General features: G+C 64.3%; 15 protein-coding genes. 6 read left to right on the top strand and 9 right to left on the bottom strand.

Translation table 11 applies throughout. The features are described from left to right. Nucleotides 1-241: 241 nt before the first annotated feature. The 4 genes from EOA79_RS18085 to EOA79_RS18070 are packed head-to-tail and all read left to right on the top strand — an operon-like array spanning nucleotide 242 to nucleotide 6,577. Nucleotides 242-1,006, top strand: a complete 765-nt coding sequence (locus EOA79_RS18085; protein WP_066989102.1) for a protein phosphatase 2C domain-containing protein — start codon at nucleotides 242-244, stop codon at nucleotides 1,004-1,006. A 5-nt stretch (nucleotides 1,007-1,011) separates the two neighbouring features. After that, complete coding sequence (locus EOA79_RS18080) at nucleotides 1,012-3,645, top strand: serine/threonine-protein kinase (RefSeq protein ID WP_095825723.1); 2,634 nt, start codon at nucleotides 1,012-1,014, stop codon at nucleotides 3,643-3,645. Between the two features lie 11 nt (nucleotides 3,646-3,656). Next, nucleotides 3,657-4,157: a DUF1036 domain-containing protein gene (locus tag EOA79_RS18075; RefSeq protein WP_245307622.1), complete on the top strand. Its 501-nt coding sequence runs from the start codon at nucleotides 3,657-3,659 to the stop codon at nucleotides 4,155-4,157. After that, nucleotides 4,154-6,577 carry a M23 family metallopeptidase gene (locus EOA79_RS18070; protein WP_095825724.1) on the top strand — a complete coding sequence of 808 codons (2,424 nt, stop codon included), beginning with the start codon at nucleotides 4,154-4,156 and terminating at the stop codon, nucleotides 6,575-6,577. The genes EOA79_RS18075 and EOA79_RS18070 overlap by 4 nt, the downstream gene beginning before the upstream one ends. A gap of 54 nt (nucleotides 6,578-6,631) precedes the next feature. Here EOA79_RS18070 and EOA79_RS18065 read toward each other — a convergent pair whose 3' ends face one another. Next, nucleotides 6,632-7,165, bottom strand: a complete 534-nt coding sequence (locus tag EOA79_RS18065) for an OmpA family protein (protein ID WP_179293662.1) — start codon at nucleotides 7,163-7,165, stop codon at nucleotides 6,632-6,634. A gap of 174 nt (nucleotides 7,166-7,339) precedes the next feature. Here EOA79_RS18065 and EOA79_RS18060 point away from each other — a divergent pair, with 174 nt between their 5' ends. Further along, on the top strand, nucleotides 7,340-7,906 hold the full coding sequence (locus EOA79_RS18060; protein ID WP_179293661.1) for a hypothetical protein: 567 nt from the start codon (nucleotides 7,340-7,342) through the stop codon (nucleotides 7,904-7,906). Between the two features lie 73 nt (nucleotides 7,907-7,979). On the opposite strand, the gene EOA79_RS33650 is transcribed toward EOA79_RS18060, so the two are convergent. From EOA79_RS33650 to EOA79_RS18025, 7 genes are all read right to left on the bottom strand, one after another. Further along, nucleotides 7,980-8,165, bottom strand: a complete 186-nt coding sequence (locus EOA79_RS33650) for a hypothetical protein (protein ID WP_245489894.1) — start codon at nucleotides 8,163-8,165, stop codon at nucleotides 7,980-7,982. A gap of 119 nt (nucleotides 8,166-8,284) precedes the next feature. Next, on the bottom strand, nucleotides 8,285-10,834 hold the full coding sequence (locus tag EOA79_RS18050) for a caspase family protein (protein ID WP_095825727.1): 2,550 nt from the start codon (nucleotides 10,832-10,834) through the stop codon (nucleotides 8,285-8,287). Between the two features lie 252 nt (nucleotides 10,835-11,086). Continuing rightward, nucleotides 11,087-11,920, bottom strand: a complete 834-nt coding sequence (gene fghA / locus EOA79_RS18045; protein WP_095825728.1) for an S-formylglutathione hydrolase — start codon at nucleotides 11,918-11,920, stop codon at nucleotides 11,087-11,089. Nucleotides 11,921-12,324: 404 nt separating this feature from the next. Further along, complete coding sequence (locus EOA79_RS18040) at nucleotides 12,325-14,604, bottom strand: xanthine dehydrogenase family protein molybdopterin-binding subunit (RefSeq protein ID WP_128293137.1); 2,280 nt, start codon at nucleotides 14,602-14,604, stop codon at nucleotides 12,325-12,327. Between the two features lie 2 nt (nucleotides 14,605-14,606). Then, nucleotides 14,607-15,629, bottom strand: a complete 1,023-nt coding sequence (locus tag EOA79_RS18035) for a xanthine dehydrogenase family protein subunit M (protein ID WP_095825730.1) — start codon at nucleotides 15,627-15,629, stop codon at nucleotides 14,607-14,609. 2 nt (nucleotides 15,630-15,631) lie between these two features. Next, complete coding sequence (locus EOA79_RS18030; RefSeq protein WP_095825731.1) at nucleotides 15,632-16,252, bottom strand: (2Fe-2S)-binding protein; 621 nt, start codon at nucleotides 16,250-16,252, stop codon at nucleotides 15,632-15,634. 354 nt (nucleotides 16,253-16,606) lie between these two features. Next, nucleotides 16,607-16,843, bottom strand: a complete 237-nt coding sequence (locus tag EOA79_RS18025) for a KTSC domain-containing protein (RefSeq protein ID WP_348627461.1) — start codon at nucleotides 16,841-16,843, stop codon at nucleotides 16,607-16,609. Nucleotides 16,844-16,937: 94 nt separating this feature from the next. Between EOA79_RS18025 and EOA79_RS18020 the strand changes: the two genes are divergently transcribed. Continuing rightward, the gene (locus EOA79_RS18020) at nucleotides 16,938-17,543 is read left to right on the top strand and encodes an alpha-ketoglutarate-dependent dioxygenase AlkB (RefSeq protein ID WP_095825732.1); all 606 of its coding nucleotides are present in this window, start codon (nucleotides 16,938-16,940) and stop codon (nucleotides 17,541-17,543) included. 39 nt (nucleotides 17,544-17,582) lie between these two features. Here the strand turns inward: EOA79_RS18020 and EOA79_RS18015 are convergent. Further along, nucleotides 17,583-18,727: amidohydrolase family protein (locus EOA79_RS18015; RefSeq protein ID WP_128293136.1), on the bottom strand; the 1,145-nt coding region annotated here is incomplete at its 5' end.

Below are 18,727 nucleotides of genomic sequence, written 5' to 3'. Positions count from 1 at the left end.
CGTCGCCTACAAGATGGAGAGCGGCTCTGGCGCCAATCCCTTCCTGCTCCCGGCGCTGTCCGGGTTCAGCTGTCCGAAGGCATTCTGAGATGGCGCCGTCATGGTCGATCGGATCGTTCCCGAGCAGCACCGTCTCCCGCCTTCATTTTGATACTCTAAAGTATGCGCTTGTGGCAAACTGGCCTGGGCACGCGGCCCATCGTTCGTCACAGAGGACGCTCGCGAAGCGCTTGGTGGCAAATTGAGCACTGTCGCCCTTTCCATTGAGAGTTTCGGCGTCAGCCACAAAGGCTGTGTGCGCGACCACAACGAAGACAACTATCTGGTCGAGCAACAAGCCGGCCTTTGGGTGGTGGCCGACGGAATGGGCGGCCATGAGGCCGGCGAGGTCGCTTCGGCCAGCATCGTCGACCACCTGGCGACGATCGGCATTGCGAGCTCGGCGCCGGACCTTCGCGCCCGTTTCGAGGACCGGCTGAGCCGCGCCAATGCCGAGATCCGCAACATATCGCGTTCGCGCGGCATCACCATCGGCTCCACCTTCGCCGCCCTGCTCGCCATGGAGGGGCGGTTCGCGGGCCTGTGGGCCGGCGACAGCCGCATCTATCTGGTACGCGGCGGCGCTATCTCGCAGATTTCCAGGGATCATACCGAAGTCCAGGAGCTGCTAGACCGGGGCATGATCAGCGCGGAGGAAGCGCTCACCTGGCCGCGCCGCAATGTGATCACCCACGCCGTCGGGGTCAGCGACGAACTCGAGATCGATTTTCAGCAAGGCGAGTTGATGCCGGGGGATATCTTCGTATTGAGCACCGACGGGCTCACCGCGCATGTCAGCGACGCGGAGATCGAAGCGGCGGTGAAGTCCGCGCCGCCGCAAGCCGCGTGCGAGAAGCTGCTGGAGACGGTGCTGGCGCGCGGCGGAACGGACAATGTCACCATCGTGCTGGTCAGGATCGGCGACGGACGCAACGGACCGCTCGATGCGGATCGGTCCAGGGGCTGAGACACATGAGCGACGACGACAGGACGCGGATTTCGCCGAACCTCGCAAATACCGGCGTCGGCACGCAGCTCAGCGGCATCTACGAGCTCGACGAGCGCATCGCATCCGGCGGCATGGGCGAAGTCTATCGCGGCCACAATATCCAGACCGGCGACCATGTCGCGATCAAGATAGTGCTGCCCGAGTTCGCGCGCGACCAAACCATTCTGTCGCTGTTCCGCAAGGAAGCCTCGATCCTCAACCATTTGTCGCATGACGCGGTGGTGCGATACCACGTCTTCACCATCGATCCGGGGATCGGCCGCCCCTACCTGGCGATGGAGTTCGTCGACGGCCAGTCGCTGTTCGAAGTCATGCGGCGCGGCCCGATGGCGCCACCGGACGTGCGTCGGCTTTGCCATCGCCTCGCCTCGGGCCTGAGCGCCGTGCATCAGGCCGGCGCGGTCCACCGCGACCTTTCGCCCGACAACATCATCCTGCCGGGCGGCCGGGTCGAGCGGGCCAAGATCATCGACTTCGGCATCGCGCGCTCGGCGAATGTCGGCGGCGAGACGCTGATCGGCGGGAAATTCGCCGGCAAATACAATTACGTCTCTCCCGAACAGCTCGGCCTTTATGGCGGGGAGGTCAGCGAGCAATCCGATATCTACAGCCTCGGCCTGGTGCTGGCCGCCGCGCTGCGCGGGAAGCCGCTCGACATGAGCGGCTCGCAATATGAGGTCATCGAGAAGCGCCGCACCGTGCCGGACTTGTCGGACATCAATCCCGATTTCCGCGAACTCATCGAAGCGATGTTGCAGCCGGATCCTCAAGACCGGCCCGCCAGCATGGCCGAGATCGCCAGGGCAACGCGTGACGACGATCTCGACGCGACCTTGCCGCCGCCCGGATCGTTTGCTCCGCGGGAACGATCCGGCTTGCCGCGCGCCGGCTGGACGGCCTTGCCAAACACCAGTCCCCCGGCTTCTGCTGTTCCCGACGAACCGCGTTTCGTTCCGCATGTGCGGCCTGCGCACCTGTCGCAACCGAGGCCGGCGCCGGCGACGGCTCCGGCCAGTGCGTCAAGCCGACCTGCGGAGCGAAAGCCCTCGCGGATCCCGGCCATAACGGGCGGCGTCGCGGTTCTGGCAGTCCTGGCGGCGGCCGGCGTCTATTTCAGCGGCGCGTTGGTCACTCCGCCCGCCGTTGAAAAGCCTGGGCCTCTTACGCCGAAGCCGGCGGCAAAACCCGTCGCGGAAGCGCCCAAGCCGGTAGCGGAGGCACCGACGCCTCAGCCAGAAGCACCGCAACCTCGGCCGCAAGCGCCGGCCGAACCGCAGCCGGAAGAACCGAAGGCGGACAGCTCAGCCACCGTTGAGCCGGCAAAGCCTGCCGCTCCGGCTCTGCCGCAACCGCAAGACACGACACAACCGGTCCAGAAGCAGGCCGAGACTGAGCAGAAGCCGACACAGCCTGCCCTGTCGGCTGCGCCGCAACCGCAAGACAAGACCGCCCAGAAACAGGCGCAAGTAGAGACCGGACAGAAATCCGAGCCGACACCGCCTGCCCCTTCAGAGAGCCTGGCCAAAAACAACCAGGCGAAAGTCTCGCAGCCGGCGGAGGCCGAACCGGCTCAGCCGTCGGTCGAGAACTTGCCGGCACCCCTGCCGAAAGCAGCGGAAAACCAAAAGCCGTCGAGCCCGACGGCGGAAGCTGCTGCGGCGCCGGAAGCAAAACCGCCGGCGACGAAACCGAGCGCATCCGACCTCGTCGACGCTCTGTCCAAATTGTCGAAGTCGAAGACGCCGGCGCCGCAAGTTACGGAAAACCAAAATCAGGCGCCGGCTTCGACTGCGCGCCAGCCGGCAGCGCCCGAAGCGGCTACTCAGCCGGCAAGGCCGAAAGTCTCGACCACACAACCGGCACCACTGCCGCAGCCACCGCCGGCCAACAAGCCATCTCAAAATACCGACGTCGCAATCAATCTGCCAAAGCCCCAGGTTCCGCCGCCGGCAAACAAACCCGACGCGTTGGCTCAGCGCGCCTCCTGGGTGCGCGACTTCAGCGGCGGCAATTGCTTCTACGCGACCCTGACATCGGCAACGGGCACATCCGCGGCGATCGAGGGATTCGGAACGGCCGTGCAGCCTTTCGAGCAACTGCTTGGTGCGTTCCAGTCCAGGTTCAACGTCGAGCCGGACATCAGCGTGCGCCTGATTACCCCATCACAATGCGGCGTACCCACCTTCCTGCACCTTCTCGACCGAAGCGAAGCTGAACGACCGCAGCTCGTGCTCGACCGGACATCGGTGCCCGACGGATCACCGATCAGCGGCACGCTGGTGACGCGCGGGGGGCTCATCTCCAGCGTGTTGCTGATCAACCACAATGGCACCGCCTTCAACCTCGACAGCCGCATGGTCGCGCAGCCGGACAGGGCGACCTTCAAGATCGCCATCGATCTCGCCGCTGACGACAAGGCGGCCGGCAAGGCTTTGCCTCAGGTCATCCTGGTGATCACCGGGCCACGGGACGTCCAGGCCGCGATGTTCGCGGGCCCGACCCCCGCCTCGGAAGTGCTGCCCCGGATCCTTAAGGAGATCCAGGCGGACGATTCCGGATTTTCGGCCACCGCCAAGTATTTCCGGCTTGGCGGATAGCGCGGACGCCGATGGTTCTCTGCCGCCTGCTCTCTTCCACCCTGTCCCAGTCACGCAAGGAGCGCGGACCGATCCGGCCTGTTGCTGATCGCATCGGCCGCATGAAGCTTGCTGCGCTTGCCGGCACGGCGTTGCTCTCCGTGCTATCCGTCAACAAGGCACATGCCGAATTCACCGTCTGCAACCAGACGCTCGACGTCGTCAACCTCGCCGTCGGACAGAAGGTCGACGATGCCGACCAGACCGACGGCTGGTGGACGATCGGCGCCAACCAGTGCGTCAACGTCATCCGCGAGGAGCTGACCAACCGCTACATCTACATCTACGCCACGGACGTCTTCGGCCATGCGATCCTCACCGGATCGATCGAGATGTGCATCGACCGGCGCCGCTTCTCGATCCGCGGCATCGACGAATGCTGGCAGCGCGGCCATATCGCGGCGCGCTTTGTCGAGGTCGACACGCAGGAGCAGGTGCGCTGGACCTATTTCCTGAGCGGGAACGGCCCGTGACGCACAGCATCGACACGAGCTTCAAACTGAAGAAGCAGGCGCGCCTTGCCGAGCGGCGACGCAAGCTGTGGCGCTGGATTCTTTCCGGCGTTGCGGCACTCGTCCTCGTCTCGACAGCCACGGGTTTCTACCTCACACGCGATTACTGGTCCTTCGGCGACGAGGACGAGGAACTGCATCCGGTCGAGGGGATGGAAGACGTGCCGCCCGACGCTTCGGTCTATGTGCCGGCCATCATCGACCTCGCCGGCGATCCGATGTGGATCACGCTGGCGCCCGATGCCGACACGGCCAAGGGCAAGACCGTCGCGCGCCCGGCCGAGCTCGACAGTTCCGGCGCCTCGCCGCAGATCGAAATCCTGTCCGATGTGATGTTGAGCGCCAGCGAAAAATTCATGACGACGATCCCCTCGACGCAAGAGGATTTCGCCTTCTTCCAGGCGCAGCGGCAGACCGTGCCGAAATCTCCTGCAACGGCGCCGCAGGATCGGCAAGCCGCCCCCCTCGCTCCGGGCGCAGCCGACGACCAGCAAGGCGATCTTGAGAACGACCTTCAGGCCGCACCCGACGAGAGCGAAGCTCCTGCCAGTTCAGCGCCCAAGGCGGATGCCGATGATCCGGAAGCGGGCTGGGGCGAGACCGTCGACCAGGGCGAGGCCGCCCTTCCCGCTTTCAAGAAGACCCAGATCGAGAACAACACGACCGTTGCGACCGTCAGCAGCGAATACCAGCGCTTCGAGGCGACCGAGGACACATTCGTAAAAATCCTCAACGACCGCAGCCTGGACAGCGTCGTCGCCGATGCGCATTTCTCCGCCGACGACGCGAAGCTGGCGGGCGAAGCGCTGAAGACGCTGTTCAACCGTGACGGGCTGGGGGCGGGCTTTGTCGTGGCGATGCGCGGATTCAGGCCGAACCGCGAGACCACCACCATGTCGCTTATGCAGGTCTCGATCTACGCCAGGAATGTCTATGTCGGCACGCTGACGCGCAATGCTGCGGGCGCGTTCGTGTCGGGCGTCGACCCGTGGGTGCGGGAGGACCTTTTCAACTATTCAGGCGCATCCGACGAAGGCGGGCCCAAGCGCCAATATCGCCTGCTCGATGCGATATATTCGACGGCCGCCCGCAACAAGGTTCCGACCAGCGTGATCGGAGAGGCCATCATGTATCTGTCGCGAGGACAGGATCTCGACGCCTTCGCCAGCGAGGACCAGCGGCTGGTGCTGATCTACTCGCAGACGCCGCGCGGCCAGGGCGAAATCTCCGGACGGGTCCTCTATGTCGGCGTTCAGGGCACGGAGAAGACGCTCGACTGTTTCGTCTTCCAGCAGAGCGATGGCCAGTATGCGTGCGTGACGGGCAATGACGAGGTTCGCTCGCTCAACGTCACCAACGGCATGGTCACGCCGGTGAGCGGGGTGATGACCTCGACGTTCGGCCCGCGCAAGCACCCGATCCTGGGCACCGTTCGCATTCACAAAGGCGTCGACTGGGCCGCTCCGGTCGGCACGCCGATCATGGCCGCCTTCGACGGCGAAATCACCTTCCAGGGCGATGGCGGCAGCTATGGCAATCTGGTGAAGATTACCCATGCCAACGGGCGCGAGACGCGCTACGCGCATATGCAGAAATTCGCCATCGCGAGCGGCGTCGGCACCAAGGTGAAGGCCGGCGACGTCATCGGCTATATCGGCACCACCGGACTTTCGACCGGCCCGCACCTGCATTTCGAGCTCTACCAGAGCGGCCAGGCGATCGATCCGCTGGGTACGGTCACCACGGTCGCCACCTATGCTTCCGGCGGCGCCGGCGGCGGCTACGGCGATGCTGCCGTCGAGACGCTGACCGACCGCATCGTCCATGTCGAAAGCGGCGGCAAAGCGCGAGCCAAGAACCCGCTCTCCTCGGCGACCGGTGCCGGTCAGTTCATCACCAAGACCTGGATCCGGATGATGAATACCTATCGGCCCGATCTCGCCCGCTCGCTGTCGACCGCCGACCTGCTCGCGCTCCGCTACGATGCCACACTGTCGCGCGAGATGGTGCGCAATCTGGCGCGCGAGGGCGAAGCTTATCTTCGCGCCCGCGGCCACCAGATCACCGCCGGGCGGCTCTATCTCTGCCATTTCCTGGGCATGGAAGGTGCTGCCCAGGTGCTGGCGGCGCCCGGCTCGGCGCAATTGAGCGCAGTGCTCGGCTCCGCCGTGATCCAGGCCAACCCTTTCCTTACCGGAAAGACCACCAGCTACGTCGCCGACTGGGCCGAGCGGAAAATGGGTCAGAAGGTGACCCGCTTGGCGTCGTCCGATCAGAACCAGCAGACGACCACGACCCAGGTCCGACAGACATCGCCGGAGTTCGAGAAATACAAGCAAGCCGTCACGGCCCTGATAAGCTCGATCCAGGCCACCCTTTGAGGCCCTGTCGCGCTACCGTCGGTCGCTGTTCGCAGCGTGAGTGATTCGTGCGGCTTATTCCGTCCTGATCCGCATCTCGACCCGGCGGTTGACCGGATCGTAGGGATCGGCGACGCGCGGGTGCGACTTGCCGAGACCAATCGCTTCCAGCCGGGTGGCCTGTACGCCGTTCGCGGTCAGGAATGCGGCAACCGATTTCGCCCTGCGCTGCGAAAGCTCCTGATTGTAGCGATCCGAACCCGAAGCATCGGTGTGGCCTTCCACAACGAAGCTGAACGAACTCAGCCGGTTGTCTTTCAGCGCCTTGGCGAACTCGTCGAGCTCGGTGCGCGCGGTCTGGTCGAGCTGGGCGGAATCCAGCGCGAAATTGATCATCATGTCGAGCCCGGTTTTGGTCGGGGCCGCGGTCTGGTCGTTCTTGCTCTTGCACTCTTCTTCAGTGCCGACGCAGATGCCGCGCGTCGCGCCGAGATTGCCCGCGCCGGTGAAGAACTTCACGATATCTTCGGATTTCTGAAGCGGATCAGCGGAAACGTGCGTCGAAAAAAGCACGGCCGCCAATGCAAAGGCTGAACTGGCCCACCGCATGACCGTTACTCCCTGTTTGAGCGGATTTCGCTGCGGCGGACGATAGCAAATCTCGCGCCGATTGTCTGTGAACAAACACACGCTGCGTGCGCCCGTCATTTGCTAAAGCTAACGCTTGACCAGCGCCTCCGCCGCGGCTTCAGTATCCCTATTCCTAATAAGGGCGTGGCAGCCATGGCGAGGGGGCTCCGGTTCAGGACGGCGCGGGATCTCTTCAGCGCTTGCCCCGCCATCGCCCGGGACATGAAAGCGGTCCCGACAGACCAGCCCTCGATCGAGTTTTGCCGCGCGCTGCTCGCTGGACGCGTTCCGGAGGAGGCAATCACCTTCTGCGCCTATCTTCTGCCGGAGCGGGCCGCGATCTGGTGGGCGCATGAGTGCCTGAGCAACCTTGCCGAGCTCCTCGGCGACAGGGACCTCGAATTGCTGGCGCTCGTCGGCGACTGGGTCGGCGAACCCGGCAACCCCGACCATCGCGAGGCGGTGGCCCAGGCCGTTGAGGTGCCGCCCGCGACGCCGGTTTCCTGGATCGCTTTGGCAGCAGGCTGGCGCGACGGCGACTCGGGCGTCGATCAGGCGACAGCCGAATTTCCGACCGCCCATGCCGTCAGCGCGGGGATACTGGCAGGCCTTGCGCGGGTATCGCTCGCGGACCGGTTTACCGTGCTTTCAGCCTTCGTCGAAATGGGCATCGAGATGGCGGAGATGGAGGCGCAGCAGCAATCGGCCGATGCTTACTAGCCAAGCCTGCTCAAACCAGCCAAGCCTGCTCGAATGTCGGCGATCACGTATAGCCGCCTTGCGCCCCTTGGGGTCAACCTCCCCAGCCGCCGCCACCACCACTATTGCCGCCGCTACCGCCTCCGCCCATCGCTGGAATAACTGGAGGCGGAGCTTCAGTTGTTACCTCCGCCGGTTCGATCGGCTTCTTCGCGGTGACCTTCTTCTGCTTGATCACCTTTGGCGTGGTCGTTGTCCGAACGACTTTTTGCTTCGTCATCGGCTCCGATTCGACCTGGGGCGTCACGGCGGTGCACCCCGCGACAGCCAGAACTCCAGTTAGGAATGTTGCGATGATTGCCAGTTTCGATGCCCTGCCCACCATTGCCTCCTTGTTGATCAGAACAAGTCCCGACGCGGATTGGCTTGCTCCCAGACCGCTCTGGCCGTCTTGACCAGTTGAACGTCCAACGAGCCCTCCGCCGAAATCTTTGATTTGAGTTCCCCACGCAGCTGTTTCAGGGCCGCCGTTTTCGCTTTAGCTCCGAACTTCGCCAGCGTGGCCTTGGCATCTGGAATTTCGTTGCGAACATCGAGCGCCGCCGCGAAAGCAAGGTAACGTACGGCGAGAGGCTGGTCCGCCTTGTCGCCCCGCTGCAGTTCCAGAGCCGCGCGATCATATGCGGCCGACTGATCACCGCGGTCGGTCGCTACCTCGAAAAGGCGTTGCGCCTCAGCAAGGTCCTGCTGCACACCGACACCGTCCCTGTACATACGCGCCAAGCTGCCGGGAGCGTAGGGTTGGCCGAGATCCATGGATTTCTGGAAGAGTTCGAGCGCGCTCTTGGGATCCTTCTCAACCCCAGTGCCGGCGAGATAATTTCGGCCGAGCAGGTTCATCGAATACATGTCCTGCCGTTCGACGCCCGCTTTGAGGAAGGCCACGGCGCGAGCCGGATCGGCAGGTACGCCGTTACGACCTTCCGTAAAAATCGCGGCGAGGTCGTTCATGGCATAGGTGTGCCCCATCGCCGCCGCTTTGAGCAGCAGGTCCAGGCCCTTGGTGGCATCACGATCGACGCCATAGCCGTTGAACAAAGCGCGACCCCACGAGGTCATTCCATACGGATCGCCCTTGTCGGACGCTGCGGCATAGAAGGTATTGGCCTGCTTGCGATTGACGGGCATTCCCGTTCCCGTGGCGTTGAGATAGCCAAGCTCGAACACCGCCCGGACATGCCCCATGTCGGCAGCCTCCTGGATCGCCTTCTTGGCCTCGTCGACCTTGCCGGCAACAAGCAGCGCACGCCCGAGCTGGTAGCGGAAGCGGGCGATGTCGGGATAGGCTTTCACCGCTGCCCGGCAGACATCCACGGCGTTGCTGCTGATTTCGTTCGGCAGCAGGCCGGGGACGACGCCCTGCAGGTCGAGAGGCTCGCCGGCCTCCCTGTCACAGGCGTCGACGCTTGGCGACAGTTTCATCGTCGCCGGCTTCGACGGCGTGTTGTCGGCCCTTATTTCGAAGCCGACGCTCAGCGGCTTGACGGCGCCGATCTGGGGTTCGTAGCGCAAGTGGTCGACTTCATCGGCCATCAGGCTTGAATCCGGAGACAAGGTCCGGTCCGGCAGCGACAGCGTTCCCGTTGCCGGATAGCTTGCAAGCTTCACGCTGACGGTGGGATCCTTGGTCGGAAAAACGAGCTTCAGCGGCACAGGGCCGACACCGATCGGGACGCTTACGTCACGGTTCTCGATCGCCTCGGCGGCGCCGGTGATGTGAATGCCGCGCTCCAGCACCTGCTGCTCCTGCTCGGCCTCGAGCGAAGCCATGAGCTGCTGCCCTTCGGCCGCGTTCCCGTTCTTGACCCGAAACACCAGGATACCTTGGGATTGACCGCCCCAATTGTCATGCGTGGCATAGGCCAGCATGTCGACCTCTTCCTGCGCGCCGGATCCTTTCGGCACGTCCATCTTAAGACGCGGCAGATCCTTGCCCGCAATCGGCTGGCCGACAGCGACAGGCTTGCCGTCCAGCGTCAGGCGTCCAAGCGCCGGCGGCCTTTCGATGCTGACGGTGACCGCGCCGCCGTCGACATCGACCGGCTCCGGCAGGTCAAGCGCCACCGGTCCGACGCCCGACGGCACGACCTTTTCCAGCACCGGCGGCAGTGCCGGTCGACTGGCGCGGCGCATCAGCACCACCTCGTCGATCAGCGACGAATTCTCCCAAGGAACCTGCTTGCCATCGGTGGCTTTGACCACGTCGCGGCGAACCGCCGCCATCACCGTGCGGATCTCCTGGTTGGGCGCCAGCGCCCGACGCGAGAAGGCGGACGAGAAGGGACTGAGATCGCTCGCTCCGTCATAGGCGACCGCTCCCGGCTCGGTGGCGAAGGCAATCAGCGTGTTCAGCGAGCTCTTCACCTGCGCAAGTCCGGTGCCGCCCGCGGCAATCAGCTGGTCCCGCAACCAATAGTCCTTGCGCGGGAACGGATTGTTGCGGCAGGCATCGAGGATGATCACCTGGATCTTCGATTTCGCCCGCAGCTGCTCCAGCACGTCGTCGAGCTTGATCGCCTGGACCTCGATGTCGGCCGCGGCCTTGAGCGAGGCATCGACCGGGATGAGGAAATTCTCGCCGCCGATCTGAAAACCGTGGCCCGAATAGTAGACGACGGCGAGATCGGCACCGTCCGCCGCGGCGAGATAGTTGCGGAACTGCTCCTCGAACCGAAGCTTGGTGAGATCCTTGGCGACGAACACGTCGAAGCCGGCCAGGCGGAATGTGTTCGACACATCCTCGGCATCCTTGTCCGGGTTCTTGAGAGCCGGGATGTCGCGGTATTCGGAATTGCCGATCACAAAGGCGACCCTGCGCTCCGCATGAGCTTCGAAGGCCGTGAAGCTCACGAGAACCAGGGCTGCAAGGAACGCGCAGCATCGCAGCATGGCAAATCCTTAACTGCTATGACCTGTCGGCCACAGGAACGCAGCTTGCGGCGCCGAGGTCTGTTAAAGAGTTCACAATCTGCCGGGACCAGAGCAGACCGCATGCATAACGACAGCGGGCATGCGTCTCATCCAACCAAGTTCTAAATTACTCCAGAGACCTATTCACCGCAATGAGAAGACGCGTTTGATCGCCGGATTGCGTCGCGGCCATCCAACTTCAGGTTCAGGGCTGGTGGGCGTTTGCGCTGCCTATGCCATCCGCGCGGCGTGCCACTTCAAATGATCGTCCATGAAGGTCGAGATGAAATTGTAGGAATGATCGTAGCCCTCCTGCATGCGCAGCGTCAGCGCGATGCCTGCCTTTTTGCACGCCTCTTCGAGCAGCCAGGGACGAAGACCATCCTGGAGGAAGCCGTCGGCGCTGCCCTGGTCGACGAGCAGTTCGCCGTAACGATGGCCGTCCTCGATGAGCAGCGTGGCGTCACAGGCGCGCCAGCTCTTTTCGTCTGATCCCAGATATTTTTCCAGCGCCGGCCGCGACCAGCCCGCCGTCGTCGGCTGCACGATCGGCGCGAAGGCCGAGCAGCTCCGGAAGCGCTCAGGGTTCTTCAGCGCGATGGTCAGCGCGCCGTGCCCGCCCATCGAATGGCCGAAGATCGACTGGCGCGAAATGTCGACCGGGAATTTGGCCTCAATAAGCGCCGGCAACTCCTCGGTGACGTAGGAGTACATGCGATAGTTCTTCGCGTAGGGCGCTTGCGTGGCATCGATGTAGAAGCCGGCGCCGCAGCCGAACTGCCAATTGTCCTTCTCATCGGGAACGTCCGGACCGCGCGGGCTGGTGTCGGGGCAGACGACGACGAGTCCAAGCTCGGCCGCCAAGCGCCGGTATTCGCCCTTGTCCATGACATTGGCATGGGTGCAGGTGAGCCCCGAGAGATACCACAAAACCGGCAAAGGCCCGTCCTTCGCCTGGGGTGGCACGAAGACGGCAAAGGTCATGTCGCAAGCGCAGACTTCCGACGCGTGCGAATAGACGCCCTGGATGCCGCCGTGCGATTTGGACGTGGAAAGGACGTTCATCGGTTCTGCCTTCTCGCCGGGAATGTCCGGCCCGACATAGCTGCCGGACCCGGCGCCCGCAACCTTGCACCTCGCCAAAACGGCGCAGATGCGCGATCGAACGGCGGAAGGGCGGACATTTCGAGCCGCTCTCGTTATGCGTCGCCTCCCAGGCGAGCGTTCGCGTGTTCTAGGGTCGGCAAGAGAACATCCGGGCCGGATCGCAAAAAGAAGTCTTTTCTGTCCTTTGCTTCGCCGAAACCGAAGCGGGGCGCTCGCTGGCAAGCGGGCAGGGAAAATTCGACGGGTTGTGAACGGAAGCTGTCCGACGGTGCAATGCGGGTGGGGGTGCTCGCATTGCACCGGCGGCTCGGCAATCAGCGGATTGATGAGCAGATCGCGGTGCGCTGCCGCTCGCCGCATCGTCAAGCGATAAGCTGGTCGATCCTGATCGGCAGATCGCGGATGCGCTTGCCCGTCGCGTGGTAGACCGCGCTGGTAACGGCGGCGGCGGTGCCGACATTGCCGAGTTCGCCCAAGCCTTTGACGCCGGCCGGATTGACGGCGTGGTCTAGCTCCGGGACCAGGATCACCTGCAGGTCCCTGATGTCGGCGTTGACCGGCACGAGGTAATCCTGCAGGTCGCGGTTGACGTAGCGGGCATAGCGCCTGTCGACCTCGGTCGCTTCATGCAGCGCCTGGCCGATGCCCCAGATCATGCCGCCCATCAGCTGGCTGCGCGCGGTGCGCGTGTTCATGATGCGGCCGGCCGCGAAAGCGCCGACGATGCGCGGCACACGGATTTCCCGAGTACAGCTGTTGATGCGAACTTCGACGAACTCCGCGCCGAAGGCGTATTTCACCGAGTCCTCGTCCTGATCGCCGCCATGGAATTCCGACTGACCGGCATAGAGTTTCTTCACTGCCTCAGGCGTCGCACCTTTCGGGGCAAACTCGGCATATTCCTCGATCGCGCCAATTTGCATCGCCTTGAAGACGTCCTCGATCTTCGCGGACGCTCCGCCCCTGGCCGCAAGCTTGCCGCCGTCAAGGTCCAGTTCCTCGTTATGTGAGCCGGCAAGCGGGGCGCCTTCGGCCGTGGCTCCGGCGGAGAGCTTCGCCCGGATGGCATCGCAAGCCTTCAGAACCGCCGAGCAGACGCTTGCGGTGGAAATCGAACCACCTGAGACCGGGGCCGGAGGCAGGCTGCTGTCGCCCATTTCGACGGTCACCTTGTCGATCGAAACGCCAAGACGTTCCGAGGCCATCTGGGCGGCCACTGTCCGGACGCCGGTGCCGATCTCATGCGAGCCGCATTGCACCCGCACATCGCCATCCGACGTCAGGCGCACGCGCGCCGCGCATGGTGCCACCGCGGTGGGGTAGATGGCGGTGGCGCAGCCCATGCCGATCAGCCAGTCGCCGTCGCGCATCGCGCCGACCTTGGGGTCCCGCTTCGCCCAGCCGAAGGCATTGGCCGCCTGTTCATAGCATTGGATCAGCGAGCGGCTGGAGAAGGGCTTCTTGCCGATCGGTTCCGCCTTCGGCTCATTGATGCGGCGGAACTCGACCGGGTCCATGCCAAGCGCCACCGCCATCTCGTCCATCGCGTTTTCCAGCGCGTAGACGTAAGGTGTCTCGGGCGGCGAACGCATGTAGCCCGGCGTGTTGCGATCTGCCTGGACCAGCGACACATGCGTCAACACCGAGCCGTAGTCGTACATGCGGCCGGTCGCCGAGGTGCCGCCGACAACATAGGGATCAGGGCGCGATGTCACCTCCCATCCTTCGTGCGCGAAAGCGGTGATGCGGCCGTCCTCGCCGGCGCCGATCCGGATGCGGTGGCGGGTTTCGGCCCGGTAAGTCTGTGTGCCGAAAGCCTGCATGCGGCTCGTCACGCAGCGCACGGGACGCCCGAGACGTTTTGCGGCTACCGCGACGATGGCGGTGCGCGGCGTCATCGGTCCTTTTGAGCCGAAGGCGCCGCCGATGAAGGGACTGACGATGCGCACATTGGCCGGATCGATTTTCAATTCTCTCGCAAGTTCGGCCTTCCAGCCGGTGACGTTCTGGGACGGCTCGTGGACGATGAGCTGATCGCCCTGCCAAAATGCCGTCGTGGAGAACAGCTCGATCGGGTTGTGGTGCTGGGTGGGCGTTGAATACCGAGCGTCGATCCTGACCGCGGCGGCTGCATAGGCGGCGTCGAAATCGCCTGCTTTCACATCCTCCTTGAACAGCGGACTCTTGCCGGCGGCGGGAATGGTTTTGGTGCCGGGACTATCGAAACTCGCGGACGGCTTCTCTTCCTCGTAATCGGCGCGGATCAACTGGGCCGCCTCCTCCGCCGCCTCGAATGTCTCGGCAACGGCCAAGGCGATGATCTGGCCGTCGTGGAAAATCGTCCTGTCATGCAGCGGTCCGATCGAGGTCGCGCCGGCGTTGCCGAATTTCGGCTTCTCGACCTTGTCCATGTCGCCATAAGTGACGATGTTGAGAAGGCCGGGCACGGCACGGGCATCGTCCAGGTGAAGCTTCGTCACCCTGCCCTTGGCGATGCTGCTGGTGGCCAGCGCGCCATAGGCTAGGTTTGCCGTCGGCAGGTCTGCCGGATAGTGGGCTTGCCCGGTGACTTTCAGCCGCGCATCGACGCGCGGCAGCGGTTCGCCCATGTTCTCCTTGGGCTTCGGAGCGGCTGGGTCCATGGTCACACCTTCATGTCTCGCGTTTCGAGCAGCGCGCGCACCAGCGTCCGCTTGCCGAGCTCGATCTTGAACGCATTGTGCTGGCGCGGTTCGGCACCGGCAAAGGCAGCGTCCGCCGCCGCACCTGCCGATGCCTCGTCGAGCTTCTTGCCCTGCAGGGCCGCTTCGGCCTCGCCGGCGCGCCACGGCACCGTCGCCAGCCCGCCGAGCGCAATCCTTGCCTCGCGGACGCTGTCGCCGTCGAGGTCGAGCGCAACGGCCGCCGAGGCCAGCGCAAAGGCATAAGACTCGCGGTCGCGGATCTTCAGGTAATGCGAGCGCCGGGCCCACGGTAAGGCAGGCACCTCGATGGCGGTGATGATCTCGTCCGCCGCCAGATCCGTCTCGATATGCGGCGTGTCGCGGGGCAGCCGATGCAGCCTGGCAAAGGGAATTTCGCGCGCTCCGCGAGACCCCTCGGCTCGAATAACGGCATCGAGCGCAATCAGAGCCTGGGCAAAGTCGCCGTGATAGGTGGCAATGCAGGCATCGCTGGCGCCCAGCACCGCGTGCTGGCGGTTGAAGCCTTCCATCGCCGCGCAGCCCGAACCCGGCACCCGCTTGTTGCAGGCCCAGGAGGGCTCGCGGAAATATTCGCAGCGCGTTCGCTGCAGCATGTTGCCGGCAAGGCTCGCCATGTTGCGGATCTGGCCGCTCGCCGCCAGCCGCAAACTTTCGGCAATGACGGGATAGCGGCGTTTGACTTCGCCATGGTCGGCAGCCTCGCCCATCCGCACCAGGGCGCCGAAGCGCACGCCGTCGTCGGTAACCCTGATCTGCCTCAGCCCTGGCTCTTCGAGCCGGTTGAGGTCCAGCAGCCGGTTGGGCGCCGCCACCCCAAGTTTCATATAGTCTGCAAGATTGGTGCCGCCTGCGATGAACTGCGCGTTCGCCCGTGTCGGCTGGTCGTCCTCGGTGGTAAAGCGGGATGCGATGGCGACCGCGGCGGAGACATCTGTCGGCCGTTCATAGATGAAGGGGCGCATCGTCAGGTTCCTCTCGCCTGATCGCGCGCCTGGACGACCGCGGCGACGATGTTCGGGTAGGCCGCACAGCGGCAGATATTGCCGCTCATGTATTCGCGGATGTCGTCCTCGGAGTTGGCGTGGCCTTCGTTGACGCAGCCGATGGCCGACATGATCTGACCCGGCGTGCAGTAGCCGCACTGGAACGCGTCGTGGTCGATGAAGGCCTGCTGCATCGGATGCAGCTTGCCGTCGCTCGAGGCAAGCCCTTCGACGGTCGTCACCTCCTTGCCGTCGTTCATCACGGCGAAGCTCAAGCAGGAGAGCACGCGCTTTCCGTCCACCAGAACGGTGCAGGCGCCGCACTGCCCATGGTCGCAACCTTTTTTCGTGCCGGTAAGGCCGACATGGTCCCGCAGGGCGTCAAGCAGGCTGGTCCTGGCATCCAGCGAAAGCTCGTAAGGCTGCTTGTTGATGCGCAAGGACACCGCGACCTTTTCCCTCAAGCCGGAACGGGTCGCGGCCGGTTTTGCCGCTCTCGTTGGGGAGCTGAGCAAGGGCGCCGCCGCGGCGGCTGAGACAGTAGCTGTCATGAAGCTTCGCCGGCTGAGGCCGGTCGTGCTTGGCGCGGAAATTCGGGACATGGCTCGCTCCCAGGCTGGCTGTCATCGGGGCTGGCTATGGGGCGCTAACCTCTCAACGGGGGCATTGTTCCGAATTTTGCAGGCGAAGGCCCGGAAGCTCACGCGACTGTGACAGCATCGACGGAAGTCGGAGGCAGAGCACGCCGGGACAGCAGAGGAACGTTCCGCGCAAGGGAGGTTGACTGCCACGCGGCGGTGCGCACCGGCGCTGCGCAAGCTCGCACAACCGATCGAAAGTCACACCGGTAGATACCAATTCCCCAGTTCGAACCGTAGCTGAGCAATAAGGCTAACAGGCCCTGCCCAACGACAGGAGGGGTGGCTTCGAGCAGGGCATTGGAGCGGGGCTCTGGTTCAATGCTGCGGTCCTTGCGCCACCAGATGGAAGCTGTATCGGTCGCGCACGAACTCGTTGAAGAACCGGCCCTTGGACCGAGCAGCCTTGAATGCCGCGTGGGTCTCTGGCTCAACCTGCTCATAGTCATAGCGGTCGCCGCTCGGGACAAACCATACCGAAAGGATTCGTCGCCGGGTCGTAATAGATGTTCCGGTTGGCGGTGGAAGGCATGAAACGAGCGCCCCGTTGGCCAATGCGTAATTCCCGGAGCTGTCAATGGGTTCCGTCGCACCGGCTGCCGACGGATCAGGGCCTTGCGAGACCTGCCGAATTGCCTATCTGAGGTTTATGCCGTCAACGAAATCGAGCGCCACGGCGCAAGTCCGCCAAGGAGATCTTTTCGGTGTCCCGAACAGCCTGCCGGAAGGATTCCGCTACCGGCCGGAGCTGATCACGCGCAACGAAGAAAGCGCGTTGGTGCGCTGCATCGAAGGCCTGCCGTTCAAGCCCTTCGACTTCCACGGCCATCTAGCCAACAGGCAGGTTGTCGGCTTCGGGCTGCGTTACGACTACGACCGCCGCGAGGTCGTGGAAGCACCGGCCATACCCGACTTCCTGCTGCCGCTTCGCGACAAGGTCGCCGACTTCGCCGGTCGGCCCGCGTCGGAGTTCTCGCAGGTGCTGATCAACGAATACCGGCCTGGCGCGGGCATCGGCTGGCATCGCGACAAGCCCCATTTCGAGCTCGTCGCAGGCGTCTCCCTGCTGGCATCCTGCAGTTTCCGGCTGCGCCGCAGGAACGGCGCGACATGGGACCGGCAGACGATCGAGGTCGAGCCGAGATCCGCCTATCTCATGGCCGGTCCGGCGCGCAACGAATGGGAGCACAGCATTCCGCCGCTCGCAGAACACCGCTACTCGGTCACATTTCGGACCTTGCGACCCACGCTGTAAGTCCGACGTTCTGCCAGGCCGATATTCCAAGTCGCCCAATCAGGGGTCGAGCCATGGCGTGGTGTCCTCCACAGCCGTGCCGGCCTTTGCCGGATCGGACGGACGGCGCGCGACGAAGCCGCCGAAACCAGCTTGCGCCTGCAGCTTTTCGCCCGCGATCAGCGGCTCACCACGCAGCAGCACGGTGATCGGCTTGCCCGTCACCGCCTTGCCTTCGTAAGGCGAAAAGTCGACGCGCGAGTGCAGCATTTCGTGGCCGATGGTCCACTTGCGTGCCGGGTCCCAGAGCGCGAGATCAGCGTCCAGGCCGGGGGCGATGCGACCCTTGCGGTGGTCGAGACCGTAGATCGCGGCGGCATTGCGCGAGGTCAGATCCAGATATCGCTGCAGCGAAAGGCGCCCCGTCAGCAGCCCTTCGGAAAACAGCAGCGGCAGCCTGGTTTCCAGGCCCGGAATACCGCTCAATGTCGTGGTGAAACCTGGCTGCGGCGCTTTGCCGATCTTGTCGGCGAAATAATAGGGCGAATGATCGGACGACCAGAGGTCGATGCCGCCGTCCGCCAGCAGCCGCCAGAGATGCTCGCGGCTATGCGGCGTGCGCGGCGGCGGCGAAAAGACGAAGCGGGCGGCGTCCCTGCCTGGGCGGGCGAGGTCCGCGGCACCGAGGAAGATGTATTGCGGGCAGGTTTCGGCCGCGACGTCGACGCCGCGCTGACGCGCCCGCGCGACTTCCTCGGCGGACTGCCGCGACGACACATGGACGATGGCCATGCGGGTGCCGGTCATCTCCGCCAGCGCCAGAGCCCGATGGGTCGCCTCGCGCTCCATGATCTCGCTGTGCGCCACGGCGTGATAGCGCATCTCGGTGCGGCCAAGCTCGATCAGCCGCTGCCGCGTGCGCCGAATGGCGGCATCGTTCTCGGCATGAACCATGACGATCCAGCCGAGCTTCCTCGCCGTATCGAGCACGGTGAAGAACAGGTCGTCGTCGACCGCGAAGCCCTGGTAGGTCATGAAAAGCTTGACCGAAGCAATGCCTTGCCCGGCCAATTGGCTAAGTTGTGCCTCGACGTTGGCGCCGGTCCCCATCGTCACCACCGCATGGAGGCCGTAGTCGATGATGGAACGGCCGGCCGCGCAGCCCATCGCCCGTTCGAGCGCATCCACCGTGGTCATATTTGGAC

This window comes from Mesorhizobium sp. M1A.F.Ca.IN.020.03.2.1, assembly GCF_004023205.1.
Taxonomy (GTDB): domain Bacteria; phylum Pseudomonadota; class Alphaproteobacteria; order Rhizobiales; family Rhizobiaceae; genus Mesorhizobium.
Note: the sequence above shows the minus strand (reverse complement) of the source record. Positions and strands in the feature narration are given on the sequence as shown.